The 19,200-nt window shown below is 31.0% G+C and carries 15 protein-coding genes and 1 pseudogene; 11 read left to right on the top strand and 5 right to left on the bottom strand.

The annotated features are described in order from the left end of the window. Positions 1-251: 251 nt before the first annotated feature. Complete coding sequence (locus tag Q428_RS07325; RefSeq protein ID WP_051515038.1) at positions 252-902, top strand: diguanylate cyclase; 651 nt, start codon at positions 252-254, stop codon at positions 900-902. A gap of 108 nt (positions 903-1,010) precedes the next feature. Here Q428_RS07325 and dsdA read toward each other — a convergent pair whose 3' ends face one another. Beyond that, positions 1,011-2,375 (bottom strand): D-serine ammonia-lyase, encoded by a 1,365-nt coding sequence (gene dsdA, locus Q428_RS07320; RefSeq protein ID WP_035379604.1) that lies wholly within the window; start codon positions 2,373-2,375, stop codon positions 1,011-1,013. Positions 2,376-2,707: 332 nt separating this feature from the next. Between dsdA and Q428_RS07315 the strand changes: the two genes are divergently transcribed. Next, positions 2,708-4,318 carry an Ig-like domain-containing protein gene (locus Q428_RS07315; RefSeq protein WP_035379602.1) on the top strand — a complete coding sequence of 537 codons (1,611 nt, stop codon included), beginning with the start codon at positions 2,708-2,710 and terminating at the stop codon, positions 4,316-4,318. Positions 4,319-4,663: 345 nt separating this feature from the next. Here the strand turns inward: Q428_RS07315 and rbr are convergent, their stop codons facing one another. Then, on the bottom strand, positions 4,664-5,248 hold the full coding sequence (gene rbr / locus Q428_RS07310; RefSeq protein WP_035379593.1) for a rubrerythrin: 585 nt from the start codon (positions 5,246-5,248) through the stop codon (positions 4,664-4,666). Between the two features lie 376 nt (positions 5,249-5,624). Between rbr and Q428_RS07305 the strand changes: the two genes are divergently transcribed. The 3 genes from Q428_RS07305 to Q428_RS07295 are packed head-to-tail and all read left to right on the top strand — an operon-like array spanning position 5,625 to position 9,677. After that, positions 5,625-7,106, top strand: coding sequence for a response regulator (locus tag Q428_RS07305; protein WP_035379591.1), 1,482 nt, complete (start codon positions 5,625-5,627; stop codon positions 7,104-7,106). A 10-nt stretch (positions 7,107-7,116) separates the two neighbouring features. Further along, positions 7,117-8,262, top strand: a complete 1,146-nt coding sequence (locus Q428_RS07300; protein WP_035379590.1) for a HEAT repeat domain-containing protein — start codon at positions 7,117-7,119, stop codon at positions 8,260-8,262. A 5-nt stretch (positions 8,263-8,267) separates the two neighbouring features. Beyond that, positions 8,268-9,677 (top strand): glycosyltransferase family 2 protein, encoded by a 1,410-nt coding sequence (locus Q428_RS07295; protein ID WP_035379588.1) that lies wholly within the window; start codon positions 8,268-8,270, stop codon positions 9,675-9,677. An 89-nt stretch (positions 9,678-9,766) separates the two neighbouring features. Here the strand turns inward: Q428_RS07295 and Q428_RS07290 are convergent, their stop codons facing one another. Next, positions 9,767-10,027 carry a thioredoxin family protein gene (locus tag Q428_RS07290; RefSeq protein WP_035379586.1) on the bottom strand — a complete coding sequence of 87 codons (261 nt, stop codon included), beginning with the start codon at positions 10,025-10,027 and terminating at the stop codon, positions 9,767-9,769. A 162-nt stretch (positions 10,028-10,189) separates the two neighbouring features. Between Q428_RS07290 and Q428_RS15970 the strand changes: the two genes are divergently transcribed. Continuing rightward, a complete protein-coding gene (locus Q428_RS15970; protein WP_242847795.1) occupies positions 10,190-10,702 on the top strand; it encodes an aromatic acid exporter family protein in 513 nt (170 codons plus the stop codon). A 17-nt stretch (positions 10,703-10,719) separates the two neighbouring features. Beyond that, positions 10,720-11,145 carry a hypothetical protein gene (locus Q428_RS15965; RefSeq protein ID WP_341349017.1) on the top strand — a complete coding sequence of 142 codons (426 nt, stop codon included), beginning with the start codon at positions 10,720-10,722 and terminating at the stop codon, positions 11,143-11,145. 71 nt (positions 11,146-11,216) lie between these two features. Here Q428_RS15965 and Q428_RS07280 read toward each other — a convergent pair. Together Q428_RS07280 and Q428_RS07275 are read right to left on the bottom strand one after the other, a co-directional pair. After that, a pseudogene (locus Q428_RS07280) lies at positions 11,217-12,100 on the bottom strand (response regulator). A gap of 46 nt (positions 12,101-12,146) precedes the next feature. After that, positions 12,147-13,436 (bottom strand): sensor histidine kinase, encoded by a 1,290-nt coding sequence (locus Q428_RS07275; protein ID WP_242847794.1) that lies wholly within the window; start codon positions 13,434-13,436, stop codon positions 12,147-12,149. A 306-nt stretch (positions 13,437-13,742) separates the two neighbouring features. Here Q428_RS07275 and Q428_RS07270 point away from each other — a divergent pair, with 306 nt between their 5' ends. The 4 genes from Q428_RS07270 to Q428_RS07255 all read left to right on the top strand — a co-directional run bounded on the left by Q428_RS07270 (position 13,743) and on the right by Q428_RS07255 (position 19,136). Beyond that, the gene (locus Q428_RS07270) at positions 13,743-15,665 is read left to right on the top strand and encodes a PrkA family serine protein kinase (RefSeq protein WP_035379582.1); all 1,923 of its coding nucleotides are present in this window, start codon (positions 13,743-13,745) and stop codon (positions 15,663-15,665) included. A 4-nt stretch (positions 15,666-15,669) separates the two neighbouring features. Further along, the gene (gene yhbH, locus Q428_RS07265; protein WP_035379580.1) at positions 15,670-16,833 is read left to right on the top strand and encodes a sporulation protein YhbH; all 1,164 of its coding nucleotides are present in this window, start codon (positions 15,670-15,672) and stop codon (positions 16,831-16,833) included. Positions 16,834-16,836: 3 nt separating this feature from the next. Next, the gene (locus tag Q428_RS07260) at positions 16,837-18,204 is read left to right on the top strand and encodes a SpoVR family protein (protein WP_035379578.1); all 1,368 of its coding nucleotides are present in this window, start codon (positions 16,837-16,839) and stop codon (positions 18,202-18,204) included. An 86-nt stretch (positions 18,205-18,290) separates the two neighbouring features. Continuing rightward, complete coding sequence (locus tag Q428_RS07255; protein WP_035379576.1) at positions 18,291-19,136, top strand: rhomboid family intramembrane serine protease; 846 nt, start codon at positions 18,291-18,293, stop codon at positions 19,134-19,136. Positions 19,137-19,200: the final 64 nt, after the last annotated feature.

Raw genomic sequence — 19,200 nt, 5'->3', positions numbered from 1 at the left:
TTGGACAAGCATAGTCAATTTATGAAAAAAACAAAATAGAAAGTTATTTCAAGTTAGGGCATTATAAAGTTTAAATTAAAGTAGGGCATGGAGAGACTCAATACAACATATATTGCTATACAATAACAAGAAGTATATGTCCCATCTGCTCACAATAATATATTGACATATGTATTAAAGTATATTATTGTAAATATAGGATAAATATACATGCATACATATATCAAAATAATATTAAGGGGTTGATGAGTATGAGCAAAAATAGCTATGAAGGTTTGGTTGATAAGATGACTGGACTTAAGAAGTATGAGTGTTTTGTTAAGGACTTTGAATCGATGATAGGGGAATCATTGGACAAATGTGAGGATTTATCTCTTTCAATGGTTGACATTGATAATTTTATGCGTGTTAATGAGGAATATGGTTATGATGTAGGGGATGAAGTTATTATATCTATTGCTGAGCATTTGAAAAATAATGTGGATGCAAAAGCTAGTATATATAGATATGCTGGTGATCAGTTTGCGATCCTTATGCCGTCAACTGAAAAGGAGAAAGCATTTCTTATTATGGAAAAGATAAGGGAAACATATTCCTTCAATAAAGAAACCTTGAATGGCAAAGTAAATGTAACTATAAGTGCAGGAATTTCTTGTTTTCCACATGATGGTAACAGAATTACTGAGGTAATAAGAAAAGCTGAGGGAGCACTTTATAGGGCTAAGGCTGGTGAGAGAAACAGGGTTTGCCTGTCACGAGAAGAAAAAATGGTTACAAAAACAAGTCATTATACCTATGAGCAGCTAAAAAGACTGTCTGAATTAGCTAAAAGGGAAGGCGTAGGAGAGGCTGTGCTTTTAAGGGAAGCATTAGATGATCTTTTGAAAAAATATGACTATTAAAAGGAACAGGAACATATAAGAATTATTTAGAACCAATGAATAAAACTCCCTTCAAAGGAAACACCAATTACAAATAAACTTTGAGGGGAGTTTTGTTTTTATATTTTATTAGCAATTTCTTAGATAAACACCTTTATTATAATACTCATCCATAACATCCTTAGGAACAAGACTTCCACCAGTAGCCCATGCTATATGTGTTGCATTATTCATCTTGTCACTTAAATTATGTTTCTTTAAATATTCAGTAGCGGGTTCATTCTTAAACAAATTAACTATTCCAGGAACTCCTGCAAGAGCTGAAGGCTCAAGATATATATTTTCAGAATCTGCCATAGTGCTTAAAAGCATATATAGCTTATCATCTTGAACTGTGTAAACACCGCTTAATAGGTTTTCTAGTGTTTTACCAACAAATCCTGAAGGCTTACCAACGGCAAGTCCATCTGCTGCTGTGATATTATCAATTCCAAAATCCTGTACAGATACTTCATCATGTTTATTTGTCAGCATTCCAAGCAGCATACATGGAGAATGTGTTGGTTCAGCAAAAAAGCAGTGTACATCATCCTTAAATATCAGCTTTAAACCAAAGGTAACTCCACCAGGACCTCCACCAACACCACAAGGTAGATAAACAAATAGAGGATGCTCTTTATCTACAACTATATTCATTTCATCAAGTTGTTTCTTAAGCCTTGAAGCTGCAACTGCATATCCAAGAAAAAGGTTTGTTGAGTTTTCATCATCAACAAAATAGCTCATTGGATCAGCATCTGAAATCTTTCTACCTTCTTCAACTGCTTTACTGTAGTCAAAAGCATATTCAATCACTGTTACACCTTTACTTCTTAATAGATTTTTTTTCCACTGTTTAGCATCACTTGACATATGAACAACTACCTTATAGCCTATCTTAGCACTCATAATACCTATACTCAAACCAAGATTTCCAGTTGAACCAACTTGTATAGTAAATTGGTTAAAGAACTTTCTATATTTCTCATCTGTCAGCTTTGAGTAATCATCATTAACAGTTATTAATCCATGTTCAAGTGCTAAGTCCTCGGTATGCTTTAAAACTTCGTATATTCCTCCTCTGGCTTTAATTGAACCAGCTATTGCAAGGTGACTGTCGCATTTTAATAGCATTTGTCCAGGCAATTTTTGATTAAACATTTTGGATAACTCATTTTTCATATTTGAAATTTTAACAATAGGGGATTCAATTAGTCCATTTAGTTTTACGGTTTCAGGAAAAAGTTTCGCTATAAATGGAGCAAAACGCAATAATCTTTCTTCAGCATCTTTTACATGGCATTCATTCAAAGCTACCTTCTTAATTGCTTCTTCAAAGGAGCTGTATTTTGGGTTTGTCCAGAATACCTCCTTAGTAGACATTAAATCTTCTATGATTGGAAATTCTTTTGTCCACTGTGCTATAGTTTTTCCAGCCACAATCCTGTTTTTCATAACTATACTCCTTTTCCCTTAATATTTAAGTATATTGTATCAAATTTATGAGGCATAAGGACAGATAAGTAATAATTTAAAAACATAGTATTAACTTTATTGAAAATAAATACCAATTATATAGTAGAATTTGTATAGGTATAACAAAAATCTAATAAAATCATAAAATGAAATTATATTAAACTAGGAAATTTTCAAGTTTTGATTAAAATTCGGGCTGAAAATACTAAAACAACATATAGTATCATTTTACAACAATTAGTATATGTCCCATTTGCCAAATTTGTTATAATATTGATAAAAAACAAAGTATTTGACTGGAGGTAGTTGCTATGAAGAAAAAATTTTGTATCAAAACAATCCTATTATTAACATTTTGTATGTTGTTACAAATACCCTTCAATTATTTAGGAAAAACTGCAAAGGCATCATCTTCCCCTATCCTTCTTTGGACAAAAGCTTACGGGGGAGAAGAGGGAGATGATTTTGAATCCTTAATTCAAACAGAAGATGGAGGATGTGTTATATTAGGTCATACAGGCTCAAACACAGGAGATTTTAAGGGATTAAGAAAAGGTTATTATACAGATGCTTTTATAATGAAAATAGATAAATACGGCTCTATAAAATGGAAAAGTTTATTTGGAGGCAATAAGGAAGATTTCTTTTACTCTATTACAAAAGATAATTATAACAATTACATTGTTGCTGGATCCTCATATTCTTCCGATGGAGATTTAAAAGGCTTAAACAAAGGAATGGAGGACGCCGTGTTAGTAAAATATTCAAACAGCGGAAATATTATTTGGAAAAAGATTATAGGTGGTTCAAATTATGATTTTTTTACATCCGTTGCAGTTTTACAGGATGGAAACTACATTGCTGTTGGTCAAACCTCATCTACAGATAAGGATTTATCAAATTTAAACATACAGCGTAGTGACGCTTTGATAGTTAAATTATCTCAAAACGGGGATATACTTTGGAAAAAAACTTTCTGCGGAGATATATACGAGATATTTTATTCGGTTTGTCCAACTTCAGATGGAGGGTTTATAGCCGTTGGAAGTTCTAATTCTGATACATATGATATGTCAGGAATTAAAGACTGTTATTATAATCAAAGCTATGATGCAATAATCGTTAAATATGATAAAGACGGAAATATTGAGTGGAAAAAATTATTGGCTGGAAATAATAATGAAACGTTTAAATATGTTATTTCAACAAAGGATGGTTATGTTGCAATTGGTGAAACAAAATCATCAAACGAAGACTTTGAGGGACTTTCAAAGGGAGATACTGATGGATTTATTGCAAAATTTGATAATAACGGTAACCTGATTTGGAATAAAACCTTTGGTGGAAGCAATTATGACTGCTTTAACGGTCTTAATACTGATAATGACGGGTACATTGTCTTTGGAAGATCTTATTCTAATGATAAGGATATGTATTCATTATCAAAGGGTAAATCTACTGCAATAATGTTAAAATACGATGATGAAGGAAATTTAATATGGAAAAAATCCTTTGGCGGATCAGATGGAAATTGTTTTAATCATGGTTATTTTTACAATGGCGAGTATACTGCTGTTGGATTTTCAACAAGCAGAGACAAGGATATGAGCGGAATAAGCATTGGCTTTGGAGATGCTGTACTTACTAAATATGGAGATAGCATTAGCAATATTAAACTTACAGGTCTCAAGCTTAATATATCAAACACTACTTTAAGGAAAGGTCAAAAAATAAACCTAAAAGCATCAACTTTGCCAGTTAACATAATAAACAAACAGATAATATGGTCAACAAGCAACAGCAAAGTTGCAAAAGTTGACTCAACAGGATGTGTAACAGCTATCTCAAAGGGAACAGCAATTATATATGCCTATATGCCAGGCTATAAGTATAAAGTTTATTGTAAGGTAACCGTAAAATAATTTTCAAAGTGCCACCAATTTCCTTCGGGGGCACTTTAGCTTTTCTTCTCAAAGAAAATTCAGGCTTTTATATTTATGTTATTGGTTTGCAAGAGATGGTAAATACATTATAGGAAGATGTTTAATGGAAGATGAAGATGGACATGTAAATTACTTTGTAGTTGATATGAAATATTTAAAGTAAGATAGAGGACATATAAGGATTAATCAGAATAAATAAAGAATATTTTACCCAAATAATTACAGTAAGTATGTGTCCCGAAATTTTACCAAAATTTACTCCCCCTTGAAAGTTAACAGCTTCATTATTCAGCTGTTTATTTTAAGGGGGAGCACATCATTTAATTAATAATTTTCAGCATTTATTTCAAAATAGCCCTGTGGATGTGCACATGCTGGGCATACATCAGGAGCTTCGGTACCTTCGTGTATATAGCCACAGTTACCACATTTCCATTTAACTGGCTGGGTTTTCTTGAAAACTTCTCCATTTTCCATGTTTTCAAGAAGTTTTCTGTATCTAGCTTCATGATGTTTCTCAACTTCAGCTATCTTTCTAAATACATCAGCAATATTTGAAAAACCTTCTTCATCTGCAATTCTTGCAAAGGAAGGATATACTTCTGTCCATTCTTCCTTTTCACCGCTTGCTGCATATCCAAGATTTGTTTTAGTATCTCCAAGTCCTACTGGATAGCCGCCAGTAATTTCAACTGATTCTCCTTTTAGACTTTCATTTAGAAATTTAAAAAATAATTTAGCATGTTCCTTTTCGTTTTCTGCTGTTTCCAAAAACAAGTTTGAAATTTGAATGTAACCTTCCTTTTTAGCAACTGAAGCATAATATGTATATCTGTTTCTTGCCTGTGATTCACCTGCAAAGGCTCTCATCAAGTTTTCAGCTGTTTTTGTTCCTTTTAATGATTTCATTTTTTTCACCTCCAGCATTTTTCTATATATTATCATAAATTTAAATAATTTCAAACTATAAACAAACATTGTATAGAGGCGTTTTAAGCCACAACTCTGTACCTACCTTGATTTTTCGCCAAATAAACATTTCCCCTAATAATCTTTAGTTACATTTATTAAACAATAAAGAAAATAGCATTCAAACAATATAATGGAGTTTGGATTGATAATATTGTAAAATTAACATTATAAAGGCATGTAAAGGAGGATTTTAATACAAATAAAGGGATTAAAACCATTAAATGTGATGGATTTTATATTGGAATAGCTTTGAAAAAAGGCAATAATAAAATATATACTAAGGATGACTTTAAAATTATAGGTGGTGAATAAGATGGACTATTTAGAAGGAGTATTAAAGGATATATTAAATACAATGAATGAATTAGTAGAAATTAAAAATAAGGATAATAGTTTTTATAACGTTGTAAGGGGCTTATTAAACAAGATGAAGGAAGTCTCTAAAGAGAACGAGATAGAGGATATTTATTTTGAACTTCAAGATATAACAGATGAAAGCAAAGAAAAAATACTAATGGAAAAATTTTTAAAGGTAAGGGACATTTTAAATAATAAATCACTTGATAAAAGTAGAGTTTTAGTATTTCCTGATGGAGATGATAAACTGGTTGGAATAGTTAAAAAGTTAGAAGACAAGGGAATAGATGTAATTATATCAAAGGGTGATGTGGTAGATGTAATTTTTTCATACAATCCATCTTTGGTAATTATTCAAAACAACAAATATTTAAATGCTCTTACCATATTAAAATCTGTTAGAGAGGAAAAAATACTAGAACAACTTCCTATTATAGTAATCTCAGATAGAGATTATAATGCAAAATTAGAATTTTTAAAACTAGGTGTAATTGAATGCGTTGAATATGATTTTGATGTAGAGGAACTATATTTAAAGATATTAAATTTCATAAACATGAGCTCTAAATGTCTAAAGAATACCGTATATGACATAGCTACAGGGCTTTATGTGAAAAGACAGGGAGAGATTTTAGCAGATTCTTTATATTCTAAAGCCATAAATGAAGAAAAAGAGGTTACTTTGCTTTTAATAGATTTTGACAACATGTCAGAGATAAATAAAAATATGGGACTATCATTTGGAAATAATATAATTAAAAATGTTGTATCAGAGTTTAAAAAATATACAACAAAGGTTGATATTGCATATAGGATATCAGGTGATGAATTTGCCATATTATTCTATGAAAGGGATATAAAATGGGTGAAAAATGCAGCTGAGGATGTTTTAAAATATTCAATTGATTTAGGTAAAAACTATGGCATTAATATAAGTTTTTCAGCAGGAATTGCCACAAAAATCAACCAACTGAAGGATTTTAAAGAAGTTTATATAAGGGGCAAGGAGGCATTATCAAAGGCAAAGATAGAGGGAAAAAGCAGAGTCATCTTAGATAGTCAATCATTAAAGCAAAGTAAAATTAAAAATATTTTGTTTGTAGACGATGACAAAATCATACTCTCAATATTAAAGTCCAGATATAAAAATAAAGGTTTTAATGTTTTCACTGCTCAAGATGGAACAGAAGCCATTGAAATTATAAACAATAACAGAATAGACTTGGTGGTTACAGATTATTATCTAAAACTGATGAACGGAGATGAACTGATTAAAAATATCAGAGAAAGGGATAATAACATTTCAATAATTGTTTTGTCATCGCAAAAGAATGAAGAATATATAAAAAGAACACTTGATTTAGGAGCAGATGATTATATTTTAAAACCATTTTCACCTGTGGAACTAGACAGCAGAATTAAAAAGTTAATAGATTAGTGGTGATTTTATGGAGTTAATAGTTTTATATTCCATTATAATTTTTTCAATATTAATATTGGCATTGTTTTTGTATCTTGTAATTGAAAAACTATACGATAAGTACAAAAATAAAAAGAAGAGAAGGTATCAGGATAGTATAGCATCTTATCTTGATAACATTGTATCTCAGCTTGATGAGAAAGATATAACAGAAATACAAATTAATATATTGTCAGAGTATATCAGACATAAAATTAAAAGAGAAGTAGTAGAAGAGAGGATGTTGTTTTATTTTGAAAATTTTAAAGGCAGCATTTCTGGCAAATTAACTAAACTTGCTGAGGAGATTGGTCTTGTAGAGTATGAATTAGAAAAATTGAGTAAAAAAGATTTTCACAAAATTGCTCTTGCCTGCAAACACTTAGGAGATATAAGAAGCAAAAAAGTAATCAACCCTTTACTTGAGCTAATTGATATAGAGCATGTTGAGATAAAATACAATGTATTAATGGCACTTGCAAAGATAGGTGATAATGAGGCTTTTATAGAGGCATTTAAAAAATTAACAAAATCTATTCCATTAAGTGAAAGAAGTCTTGTTGAAATAGCAGATAGTTTTGAGGGAGATAAGATATATGTTTATAGAAATCTAATCTATATTGAAGATGAGTTTATATCCTCTATATTTATAAAATCTGCCGGCAATTATAAAGACACAACTTTAGCAGATGAAATAGCATTTTTTTTAGCGATTGAAAACAAAGAAAAAAAGATAGCTGCAATGAAGGCATTAGGTAATATGGGAGATAATAGATATGTTGAACCAATAATTTCTTTATTGTCAGATGAAACTTGGGAGGTTAGGGCAATTGCTGCAAAGGTCTTAGGACAGCTGCAGAGTGACAATGCCATTATACCTTTAACTACAGCGTTATCTGACAGAGAATGGTATGTAAGATATAATGCAGCTAACTCTTTAGTCAGCATTGAAGGTGGGATTGATATGGTTTACGACATACTAGAAGGAGAGGATAGATTTGCAAAGGACATTATAGTATCTATTCTTGAGACAAGCTATGGTTGGGATAGGGTTATAGAGTATGACAAAACAACAGATAGAAATCCTAAACTTAGTGAAATAGTTAAAAAGTATACTGAAGAAAAAGATAGGTGATTGATATGGATATATCACTTTTAAGGGAGATTGTTTTAAAATTTAATTATGTGATTATATATTACGTTTTCATTATTAATTTTATTTATTTTCTACAACTTATATTTGCCACATTTAATCTAAATAAATATATAAGAAAAATAAGATATTCAGATTATAAAAAATATATAGTTTCTGATAATATGATACCTATATCAATTTTGGTTCCTGCTTACAATGAAGAAGAAACAATAGTTGAAAATATAAAATCTCTCCTTGCCTTAAACTACCCAAAGTTTGAGGTAATAGTTATAAATGATGGCTCAAAGGATGGAACATTAAATAAGGTCATTAAGGCCTTTGATTTAGTTGAGGTGAATCAGCCTGTAAGATATAGAATCAAGACAAATAAAATAGCAGGTATATATCGGAATATTGACATACCAAATTTAATACTGGTTGATAAAGAAAATGGGGGAAAGGCAGATGCCTTAAATGCTGGTATAAATGTTTCTAATTTTCCGGTTGTAACATCCATAGATGCAGACTCAATACTTGAAAGTGATTCCTTAGTTAGAGTTATAATGCCATTTATTGAGGATAAAAATACAATAGCAGTTGGAGGGATAGTCAGGATAGCCAATGGTTCTAAAGTTCAAAGGGGGAGGGTTGTAGATATTGATCTTCCAAAGAGTAAACTAGCCATGTTTCAAATAGTGGAATATCTAAGGGCCTTTTTAACAGGAAGAGTAGGCTGGGATTCAATAAATGCATTATTAATAGTATCAGGAGCATTTGGTGCCTTTAGAAAGGATGCAGCAATAGAGGTTGGTGGATATGCTAAAAACACAATAGGAGAGGATATGGAGCTTATAGTAAAGCTACATGAATATTTTCTTAGAATTAAAAGACCATATAAAATTAAATTTATACCAGATCCTGTTTGTTGGACACAGGCTCCTGAGAGATTAAAGGACTTAAGGGGACAAAGAAGAAGATGGCAGATAGGATTGATGGACAGTTTATTTAAACATAAAAGGATGTTTTTTAATCCAAGATATAAACAGATAGGCCTGATTGCAGTGCCTTATTTTTGGATATTTGAAATGATTGGTCCTGTTATAGAGATAATAGGATATATTTTAATACCAACTGCATTTTTCCTTAAAATATTGAATACAAAGTATTTCTTGTTGTTTTTATCATCATCAATTTTATATGGAATTTTATTATCCCTTGGTGCAATACTCCTTGAGGAATACACATTCAATAAATATCCCAGCTTAAAACAACTTATAAAGTTAAGTTTATATGGGGTGATAGAGAATTTCGGATACAGACAATTAACAACAATTTACAGGATAGAAGGGATAATAAAATTTAGAAAGATGAAACATAGCTGGGGAAAAATAAAAAGAAGTAGTTTTGATAGTTAAAATTATATTTATTCTATAATTTGTATAAACATAGCAATAATAAAAAACCCTTCTTTTAAGTTAAAGAAGGGAGAGGTTTAAAAGAGGGTTTAATCTAAAGCCATTTCAAATATTTTTTTTATAATTTCCTTTGTGGCAGCACCTTCATGAATTTTTTTGCCGTCAACATAAAATGTGGGAACATAGTAATAATCGTACTTGTCAGCTATCTCAGGGTGCTGTTTTTCATCTATAATTGTTATTGGAATAGAGTTAAATTTTGCATCACTTTTTTTAAGTTCATCAATCCAGGAAAGTGCCTGCCTGCAATAGGGGCAATTTTTTAGTATAAAGATAAGAATAGGTTTCACTAGAATCACCAACCTTAAATCAATTTTTTGGCAAAAAATTTATGTATAAATAATATCATAGAAATTTTAGAAATAGTTAACATCTTTTTAATTGTATAAGAAAAAAATAAAGATATAATATAGTTTATTAAATGATAGATACATTAAATAAAGGGGGTAAATATGCAATTAATTGGATATAGAACAATTAAAACTGCTGTAGGTGCCGTAATTGCAATACTTATTTCACAAAGCTTTAATTTAGAATATGCAGTATCAGCTGGGATAATTACAATATTGAGTATACAGAATACAAAAAGAAAATCGGTGAAAATAGCATTTCAAAGATTTATAGCAAGTATAATAGCATTGCTTCTTTCAGTTACAATATTTAATTTGTTTGGATACCATATAGTTACATTTGGTATTTTTCTATTTTTGTTTATTCCTCTGACAGTAAGTCTAAATCTTCAGGAGGGCATTGTTATAAGTTCCGTATTGGTATCTCACCTTCTTTTGGAAGAATCCGTTGAGATATTCTGGTTAAAAAATGAATTGGCTCTGGTTATAATAGGAATAGCTGTAGCTCTTATACTTAATCTTTATATACCAAGTATAGAGGCAAATATAAAGGAAGAACAAAAAATCATAGAAGAAAAAATGAAGCAGGTTTTACTTAAAATGCTGATGCCTTAAAAAGAGAAGAAGTAGAACTGGATGACAAAGAAATCTTTAGCTTTTTAGAAAGTAAACTCAAAAAAACAAGAAAACTGGCATATGTTAATTTAAATAATTATTTTCTAACAGATGCAAGTTATTATGTTCAATATATTGAAATGAGAATGCAGCAATTTGAAACAATTAAAGGAATGAGACAGCATTTTCAAAGGTTTTTCATGAAATATGAACAAAGTGTTATGATTGCTGAGTTTACTGAAAGGGTAGCTGAATCTATTTATGAAGAGAATACAGCAGAAATACTTATAAAAGAGTTAAATATTTTAAGAGATAATTTCAGAAAAATGCCACTGCCGGTAACTCGTGAAGAATTCGAAAGCAGGGCCATGCTTTTTCAATTTCTAAATGATGTGGAAAATTTTCTTGTGATTAAGAATGAGTTTAAAAAAATATGGTGTTGAAATAAAGCATCTATAACTTAAATAAAAGGACTTTTAGCAGCAGTGTTCTGTAAAAGTCCTTAGTAATAAAATTATTTAGAGATTTTTTTCTTGGATTCCAGATAGAGTATTTTAATAAATTTTTTTGTATTCAGTCGAACGTTAGACATAGACGGGCTTATTTCTGACTGTATTTCTATCATCTTTTTTCTAACTTCCGTAAAGTCAAAAAACTTTGAGGCATATTCCTCAAATTTAGGATTAGAATAATCAGTCAGTCCCAATGAAGCTAAATGGCTCAGGCTTGATAAATAGCCCTGCGTACCCTTTGCTCTGATGCTTTAATTTCTTTTTTTATATCGTCATCAGATGCGAAGGTCCCAAGTCTTTTTTCAGCAACACTTAAAAATATATCTTTTAGAGAGGGAAATTCATGTTCTTTAAGTTTTTCACCCTCCATCTCGGATAAAAATTTTAAAATTTCCAGCAAATCTTTACTGCCGCTCTCCCCAATTATACCTAAGTCTGTTAAAATTGTTTGACCTGCACTGATTATATCTTTATCTTTAGATGTAATTACCTCCCTGTTTTCAGTTTTTCCAGTTGTTAAAAAGTTTAATGTATTTTGAATGTCATTAATGGATTTTTGAAGCCGCATATGTTCAATAACTTTTTGAACTACACCTATTACTTCCAGTCTATTGATGGGTTTAGTTATATAATATTCAACACCTAGTGAATATGCTTCGCCAACCATTTTCTTATCTTCAATTTGTGAAAGCATTATGATTTTACCATCAAAGGTGGGAGCAACTTCTCTGACTGTTTCAAGTCCATCCCTTATGGGCATTAATAAATCAATAATTAAAATATCAACCTTTTTAATATTTAGGAGTTTACTGTTAATTTCAGCTCCATTTTGGGCTTCACCTACCACTTCACCAAGGCCGCAGTCTTCAATAATCTCTGTGAGCATTGAGCGGATAGCATCATCGTCATCAACTAGAAAAAATTTCATCTTATCATCCTTTCTCGGCTATTCGATTAATTGGCAGTTGTATAATAAAATTTGTTTCATTTTCATCTGGGTTACTGTTAACTATTAAATTGCCATTGAGACTTTCAACAACAGACTTTACATAGGGAAGTCCCATACCAGTTGAAGGCTTACCATCAATATCATATTTAGTGGTATATCCTGGCTTAAAAATTAACTCTAATTTCTTTTGAACAATGCCAGGTCCATTATCCCGAATTTTAAATTCAACAAAGTCATCAATTTTTTTAACTGATAAATCAATAAAACCACATTCTTTTATTGATTCAACAGAATTAGATACTAAGTTGTTGATTAGAGATAAAATTGTATAAACATGAAAATGAGGTAATCCATTATCTATATTTAAAATAAACTCTATACTTTTGTTAAGAGAAAGGGCATATCTAGTGTTTGTTTTAATAATAATATTACATATTTCAGATATATCCATATAATCCTGAGAGCTTTCCTGTGTAATCATTTTAGAAAGACCTGCATATATTCTTTGATTATCCTTTTTAATTTCATGAACCTGACCAGCAATTGTCAAGAGCTTTTGAGACAACTCATCAGTTTTAAGTTCATATCCATTTGCTTGAATATCTCTATATAATTCATAACAATCCCTTGTGATTGTCTCTGCATCCTTTAAGGATTTTTTTAAATGGATAGATTCAGCATAAAGGTTAGAAATCAATAACAGCATATGTCTATTCTGTTGTTGCTGCTGATGAAAATATAATGTAGCTTCCCTGAGTTTTATTATATTAAAGAAGCTCAAAACAAAGAAACATCTTATAGTAGCTATGATTATAATTTGTCCAATATTACCTAAAGTCAATTGGTTATTTAAATAAAAATATCTTATGAGAAGTTCAAGAATATTAGAGGTTATATCAATTAAAACACATAAAAATCCAAGTAAAAAAGGTTTATCATGAAACTTATTGACCTTTATAGCATAAAATAGCAAAGAAAAAGCTAGATAGTAGAAAAATGCAGGAATATGTAGTCTAAGTGATTCAATTGGCAGGAATGGAACTTTAAAAATCCAGTCCAGAAAAAACCTGAAACAGACTACACATAAACCAACGACGAAGCCATATAAAACCTGGGGAACTCTGCGTATCCATAAAAGAAAAAACAGAAAGGCAGCAGAGCCAAGACTTACACGGAAAGCATTATTAAAAAGATAGAGTTTTAACTCACCAGTTAAGGGTACGATTATTATCATTAAAAATAGAATAAAAAAACTTTCACGCAAAGAATACATCCTCCCAGAAATCTATGTAAAAATAAAATTTTATCTATTTGCTTTTAATATATAGGATAAAATGCAAAATATCAACATAAATATTGCAAATCAGTTTATAAATATTAATTATTTAGAATATAAAATCTTGCACATTAAATTGAGCTAAAAATTAAAGAGAAAATTGGGATAAAAAATAAAATCAACTATTAAACAAGAGGTACATATTATATTAATATACAATATTATGCATTGATTAAAGGATTAACTGAAGGGATTTCACTATTTAATGCGTGATATTAAAGTTTTGAAATCTGGAGGTGTTTTATGAATTTTAAAGAGCTTATTGAAAGGGATAGGGAACACCAAAAGAAAAATAATTTTGAAGGTACTTTCCTTGAGTACCTTGAAATCTTAAGAAATAATCCAGAATTGGCTAAATTAGCTCATAAAAGAATGTACGATATTATCATGGAGAAGGGTTTTGAGGTTATAAAAACAGAGGATAATCCAAGAATACGAAGGATATATGGAAACGATACAATTAAAAAATACAATTTTTTCAAAGATGATTTTTTCGGTATAGATAAGGTACTTATGAAGATAGTAAATTATTTTTATTCTGCATCTATGAAGGGAGAAGAGGCAAGGCAGGTTTTATATTTAGTAGGTCCTGTTGGAGCTGGAAAATCCTCATTGGTTGAAGCTTTAAAAAAAGCCCTTGAAAACAGTGGGCCTATATATACTCTAAAGGGATGTCCAATGAATGAAGAACCACTGCATCTTATTCCTAAAGAATTAAGAAAGGATTTTGAAGAGCTTTTAGGTGTAGAAATCGAAGGAGATTTATGTCCTATATGCAAGTATAGACTTGAAAATGAGTATAACGGTGAATATGAAAAATTTCCTGTTACAACAAGAAACTTCTCAATAAGGGGAAGAAGGGGAATAGGGGTTGTTCCACCAGTTGACCCAAATAATCAGGACACATCTGTCCTTACAGGCTCAGTAGATATCTCTAAAATGGACCTTTACCCTGAGGATGATCCTAGAATTTTTTCATTAAATGGTGCTTTTAACGTAGGTAACAGGGGACTTGTAGAGTTTATAGAGGTATTTAAAAATGAGGTTGAATATCTTCACACCATAATAACAGCCACACAGGAAAAATCTATTCCATCACCAGGGAAGGGTGCAATGATTTATTTTGATGGTATAATCATAGCCCATTCAAATGAGGCAGAGTGGAATAAATTCAAATCTGATCATACAAATGAAGCCATTCTTGATAGAATAGTTAAAATAGAAGTACCTTATTGTCTGGAATTAAATGAAGAAGTTAAGATATATGAAAAAATTTTAAAAAGAAGTAATTTCAAAGCCCATATAGCGCCCCATACAATAGATATGGCAGCGACCTTTGCAATTCTCACAAGACTTGCACCATCTCAAAAGGTTGATCCACTGACAAAACTTAAGATATACAATGGTGAGGAGATTGTAGAAAAAGGAACTACTAAAAAGGTTGATATATTTGAACTCAGGGAAGAAGCTGGTCTTAGAGAAGGAATGACGGGAATTTCCACAAGGTTTATAGTCAAAGCAATTGACAATGCGTTATCAAGCTCAGAGCATGAGTGTATAAATCCTCTAAGTATAATGGAAAGCCTTATAAAATCCATAAAGGAACTTGATATTTCAGAAGAAGAAAAGAAAAAATTCCTTACATTTGTACAGGATACCATAAGAAAAGAGTACAACAAAATATTAGAGAAAGAAATAACAAAGGCATTTATTCACAGTTTCAGGGAGCAGGCTGAGAGTTTGTTCAACAATTATATTGATAATGCAGAGGCATATGTAAATAAAACAAGGTTAAAGGATAAGGCAACTGGTGAAGAACTTCAGCCAGATGAAAAATTTATGCGATCTATTGAGGAACAAATCGGGGTTTCAGAGAGTTCATCAAAGGGATTTAGAACAGATGTAACATCTTATATGTTTTATATAGTAAGAAACGGAGGCAAAATAGATTATACTTCATATGAACCTTTAAAGGAGGCAATAGAGAAAAAACTAACGGCATCAGTTAAGGACTTATCCAGAATTATTACAAAATCCAGGGTAAGAGATAAGGAACAGGATGAAAAATACAATGCCATGGTTCAAGAGATGAAGGCAAATGGATACTGTGATTATTGCTGCGATGTAATATTAAAATATGCGGCTAATAATCTATGGAAGGATTGATAATATGGCAATCTTTAAAGATTATAACCCTATTGATCATGACAGATCTCTGGAGGACAGAAGAAGGCATAAGCAATTGGTTGAAAAATCTATAAAAGAGAATTTAGGGGAAATTTTATCCCATGAAAGTATAATTGGTGAGAGCAAAGATAAAAAGTTTAAAATACCTATTAGGGGACTTAAGGAGTATCAATTTATTTACGGAAAAAATACTCCAGGTATAGGTAGTGGTGACGGTTCGGAAAAAAGAGGTGACAGAATAGGAAGCGATAGGCAGCAGGGAAAGGGAAACACAGGGGCTGGAAACGAGGAAGGAGAAGATATTTACGAAACTGAAATTACAATGGAAGATGTTTTGGAATATTTATTAAATGATTTAGAACTTCCTAATTTAGATAAAAAGAAGTTTTCAGAGATATTATCAGATAAATCAAAGAAAAAACTAGGTTATCAAAGGCATAGCATCAGACCTAGACTGGCAAAAAAACGAACGGTAATAGAAAAAATAAAAAGGAAACAGGGAAGGAAAAGGGCTTTAAAGGAATTTGGTTTATCTGAGGAGAACAATAGATTTCCCTTTAAAGAGGATGATTTAAGATACTTTAAGGTTAAGAAGAAGCCTAGAAGGGAGTCAAATGCAGTTATTCTATGTATAATGGATACTTCGGGTTCAATGGATAGCACTAAAAAGTATCTGGCACGGTCGTTCTTCTTTGTACTAGCTAATTTTATTAGGATGAAATATGTAAATGTAGAAATAGTATTTATATCTCACACCACAACTGCAAAGGAAGTTAATGAAAATGAGTTTTTCCACAAGGTAGAGTCAGGAGGGACATATATTTCCAGTGGATATCTAAAGGCATTGGAGATAATAAATGAAAGATATAATCCTTCTTACTGGAATATATATGCCTTTCATGCCAGTGATGGAGAAAATTGGAATGAAGATAATGAGCGGTGTATTAAAGCAGCAAATGAATTGTGCCAGTTATGTAATATGTTTGGATATGTTGAAATACTGCCTTCATACAATACTATAAGCATAAAATACAGACTTATTGAGGGTGTAACAGACAAAAGATTTATAGCTGTAACTATACGGGAAAAAGAGGAGTTATGGAAAGCCCTTAAGGATATGTTGAAAAAGGAAATCAGGGAGGGCTGATAAATGGAGTATACTATAAAAGAGTTAGAGAAATGGAATAAAAATATAGAAGAAGTTGCCATAAAATTTGGACTTGATTACTATAATCAAGAATTTGAAATAATCGGATATAAAGATATGATAGGTTATGAGGCATATGTAGGAATGCCTTCAAGATATCCCCATTGGAGTTTTGGTAAGGCATATGAAAGAAATTTGATGCTATATAAATTTAATTTAACGGGACTTCCCTATGAGATGGTTATAAACTCAAATCCATGCCTTGCATATTTAATGAAGGAAAATACCCTGCTTCTTCAAATATTGACAATGGCCCATGTATATGGTCATAATGATTTTTTTAAAAATAACAGACTCTTTAAGGAAGGAACCAGTGCAGATTATACACTTGAAATGTTTAAAAGACATGGGGATTTAATTAGAAGTTATATCAATGATCCAAGTATAGGATATGAAAGTGTAGAAAAAATTTTAAATGCAGCACATGCAATAAAGCTTCAGATATCAAGAAATGTAGGGATTAAACGTTTAAGTGAAGAAGATATAAAAAGAGAAATTCTTGAGGAGTATAAGAAAAAAAGTGAAAGAAGAAGCGATATAGAACCAATTCAAAAAACTGATCCTCCGGATGTTAATAAAATACCTCTTCAGCCTGAGGAAGATATAATGTATTTTATATCAAAATACGGAGAATTAACGGAATGGGAAAGGAATATTTTAGATATTGTCCGTGAGGAAACTTTATATTTTATACCACAGATAGAAACAAAGATAATGAATGAGGGATGGGCCAGCTATTGGCATTACAACATTTTAAAGGAGATAAATCTGCCATCTTCTCTATACCTTGAGTTTATTAAACGTCATAATGATGTAATTGCACCTGTAAGAGGAGGACTAAACCCATATTTTTTAGGATTTAAAATGTTTGAAGATATAGAAAAGAGATATGGAAGAGATAAAATTTTTGAAGTTAGAAGTATGGAAAGGGATGAGTCCTTTATTAGAAGATACCTTACACAGGACTTATGTTCGGAGCTTAATCTCTTTGAGTATATGAAAAGAGGAAATTTCTACATCATTGAAGAGGTCTCTGATGAAGAAGGTTGGGAAAATATAAGAAATACGCTATGTAATTCCTGTGGTATGGGGATGGTCCCATATATTCAGGTTGTAGATATGTCTAAGAAGGATAAAACTTTAACCCTTCAGCATGTATATGATGGAAGGGAGTTAAATTTAGAGTATGCACAGGCAACAGTAAAACATATTGTTGATCTTTGGGGGCATACGGTGATATTAAATACAAAGCTTGATGGAAAAGAGACTAAAATCATTTGTAATGAAAATAAAAATTTATCAAGGGCATAGGGACAATGGAAATTGTCCCTATTAACATTTGTCAATATAAATAGTACAATAGAATAAATAGGAAAAAATGTGAAGGAGGACATAAGGTGAGTTGGATTGATAAATTGGAAAGAAAGTTTGGAAGATATGCAATAAAGGGATTAATGACATATATTACTGGAATAACGGGCTTTGTTTTTTGCGTAGGATTTTTTGACCAGACAGGAATGTTTGCAGATAAAATTGCTTTAATTCCTTCATTGGTTTTAAAGGGTGAAATATGGAGACTTTTTACCTATATTTTTATCCCACCAACTAATTCCTTAATATGGATAATATTTATATTGCAGCTGTACTATATGATAGGTATAACTTTAGAACATGAATGGGGAAGTTTCAGATTTAATTTATACTATTTTTTAGGTATGATTGGAACAACAATTGCTGCCTTTATAACCAATGGATATGGAACATCTGTTTATTTAAACCTTTCTCTGTTTTTAGCATTTGCGAAGATATATCCTGATTATGAATTTTTACTATTTTTTGTACTTCCTGTAAAGGTTAAATATCTTGCTTATTTAGACTGGTTTTTTATTATAGTTTCGATAATCACCCTTCCATTGCCCTCAAAGATAGCGGCTATTATGTCTGTAATTAATTATTTTGTTTTCTTTGGTAAGGATATAGTTACAAATACAGCAACAAGGGGTAAATCAAGGCATAGAAAGGCTCAGTTTCAGAAAAAGTATAATGCTGTAAAAAAGGCATATACACATAAATGCAGCGTGTGTGGAATTACGGATGCAGATAACCCTGAAATGGAATTCAGGTATTGCTCAAAGTGTGAGGGTATTCGCTGCTATTGCATGGAACATATTGCTGACCATCAGCATATTCAAAAGAAAGAAGAAAGTAAGGTCATTAATTTTCCAAATAGTGAAATCAAATAACAATAATTTAAAATACTTCGGTTTTTCCGAAGTATTTTTTTAGCTTAACTACGGTAAAAAATAA

The sequence above is a fragment of the Fervidicella metallireducens AeB genome (assembly GCF_000601455.1).
In the GTDB taxonomy this organism is placed as follows: domain Bacteria; phylum Bacillota; class Clostridia; order Clostridiales; family Caloramatoraceae; genus Fervidicella; species Fervidicella metallireducens.
The sequence above is the reverse complement of the archived record's forward strand: the minus strand, read 5'-3'. Positions and strand labels throughout refer to the sequence as shown.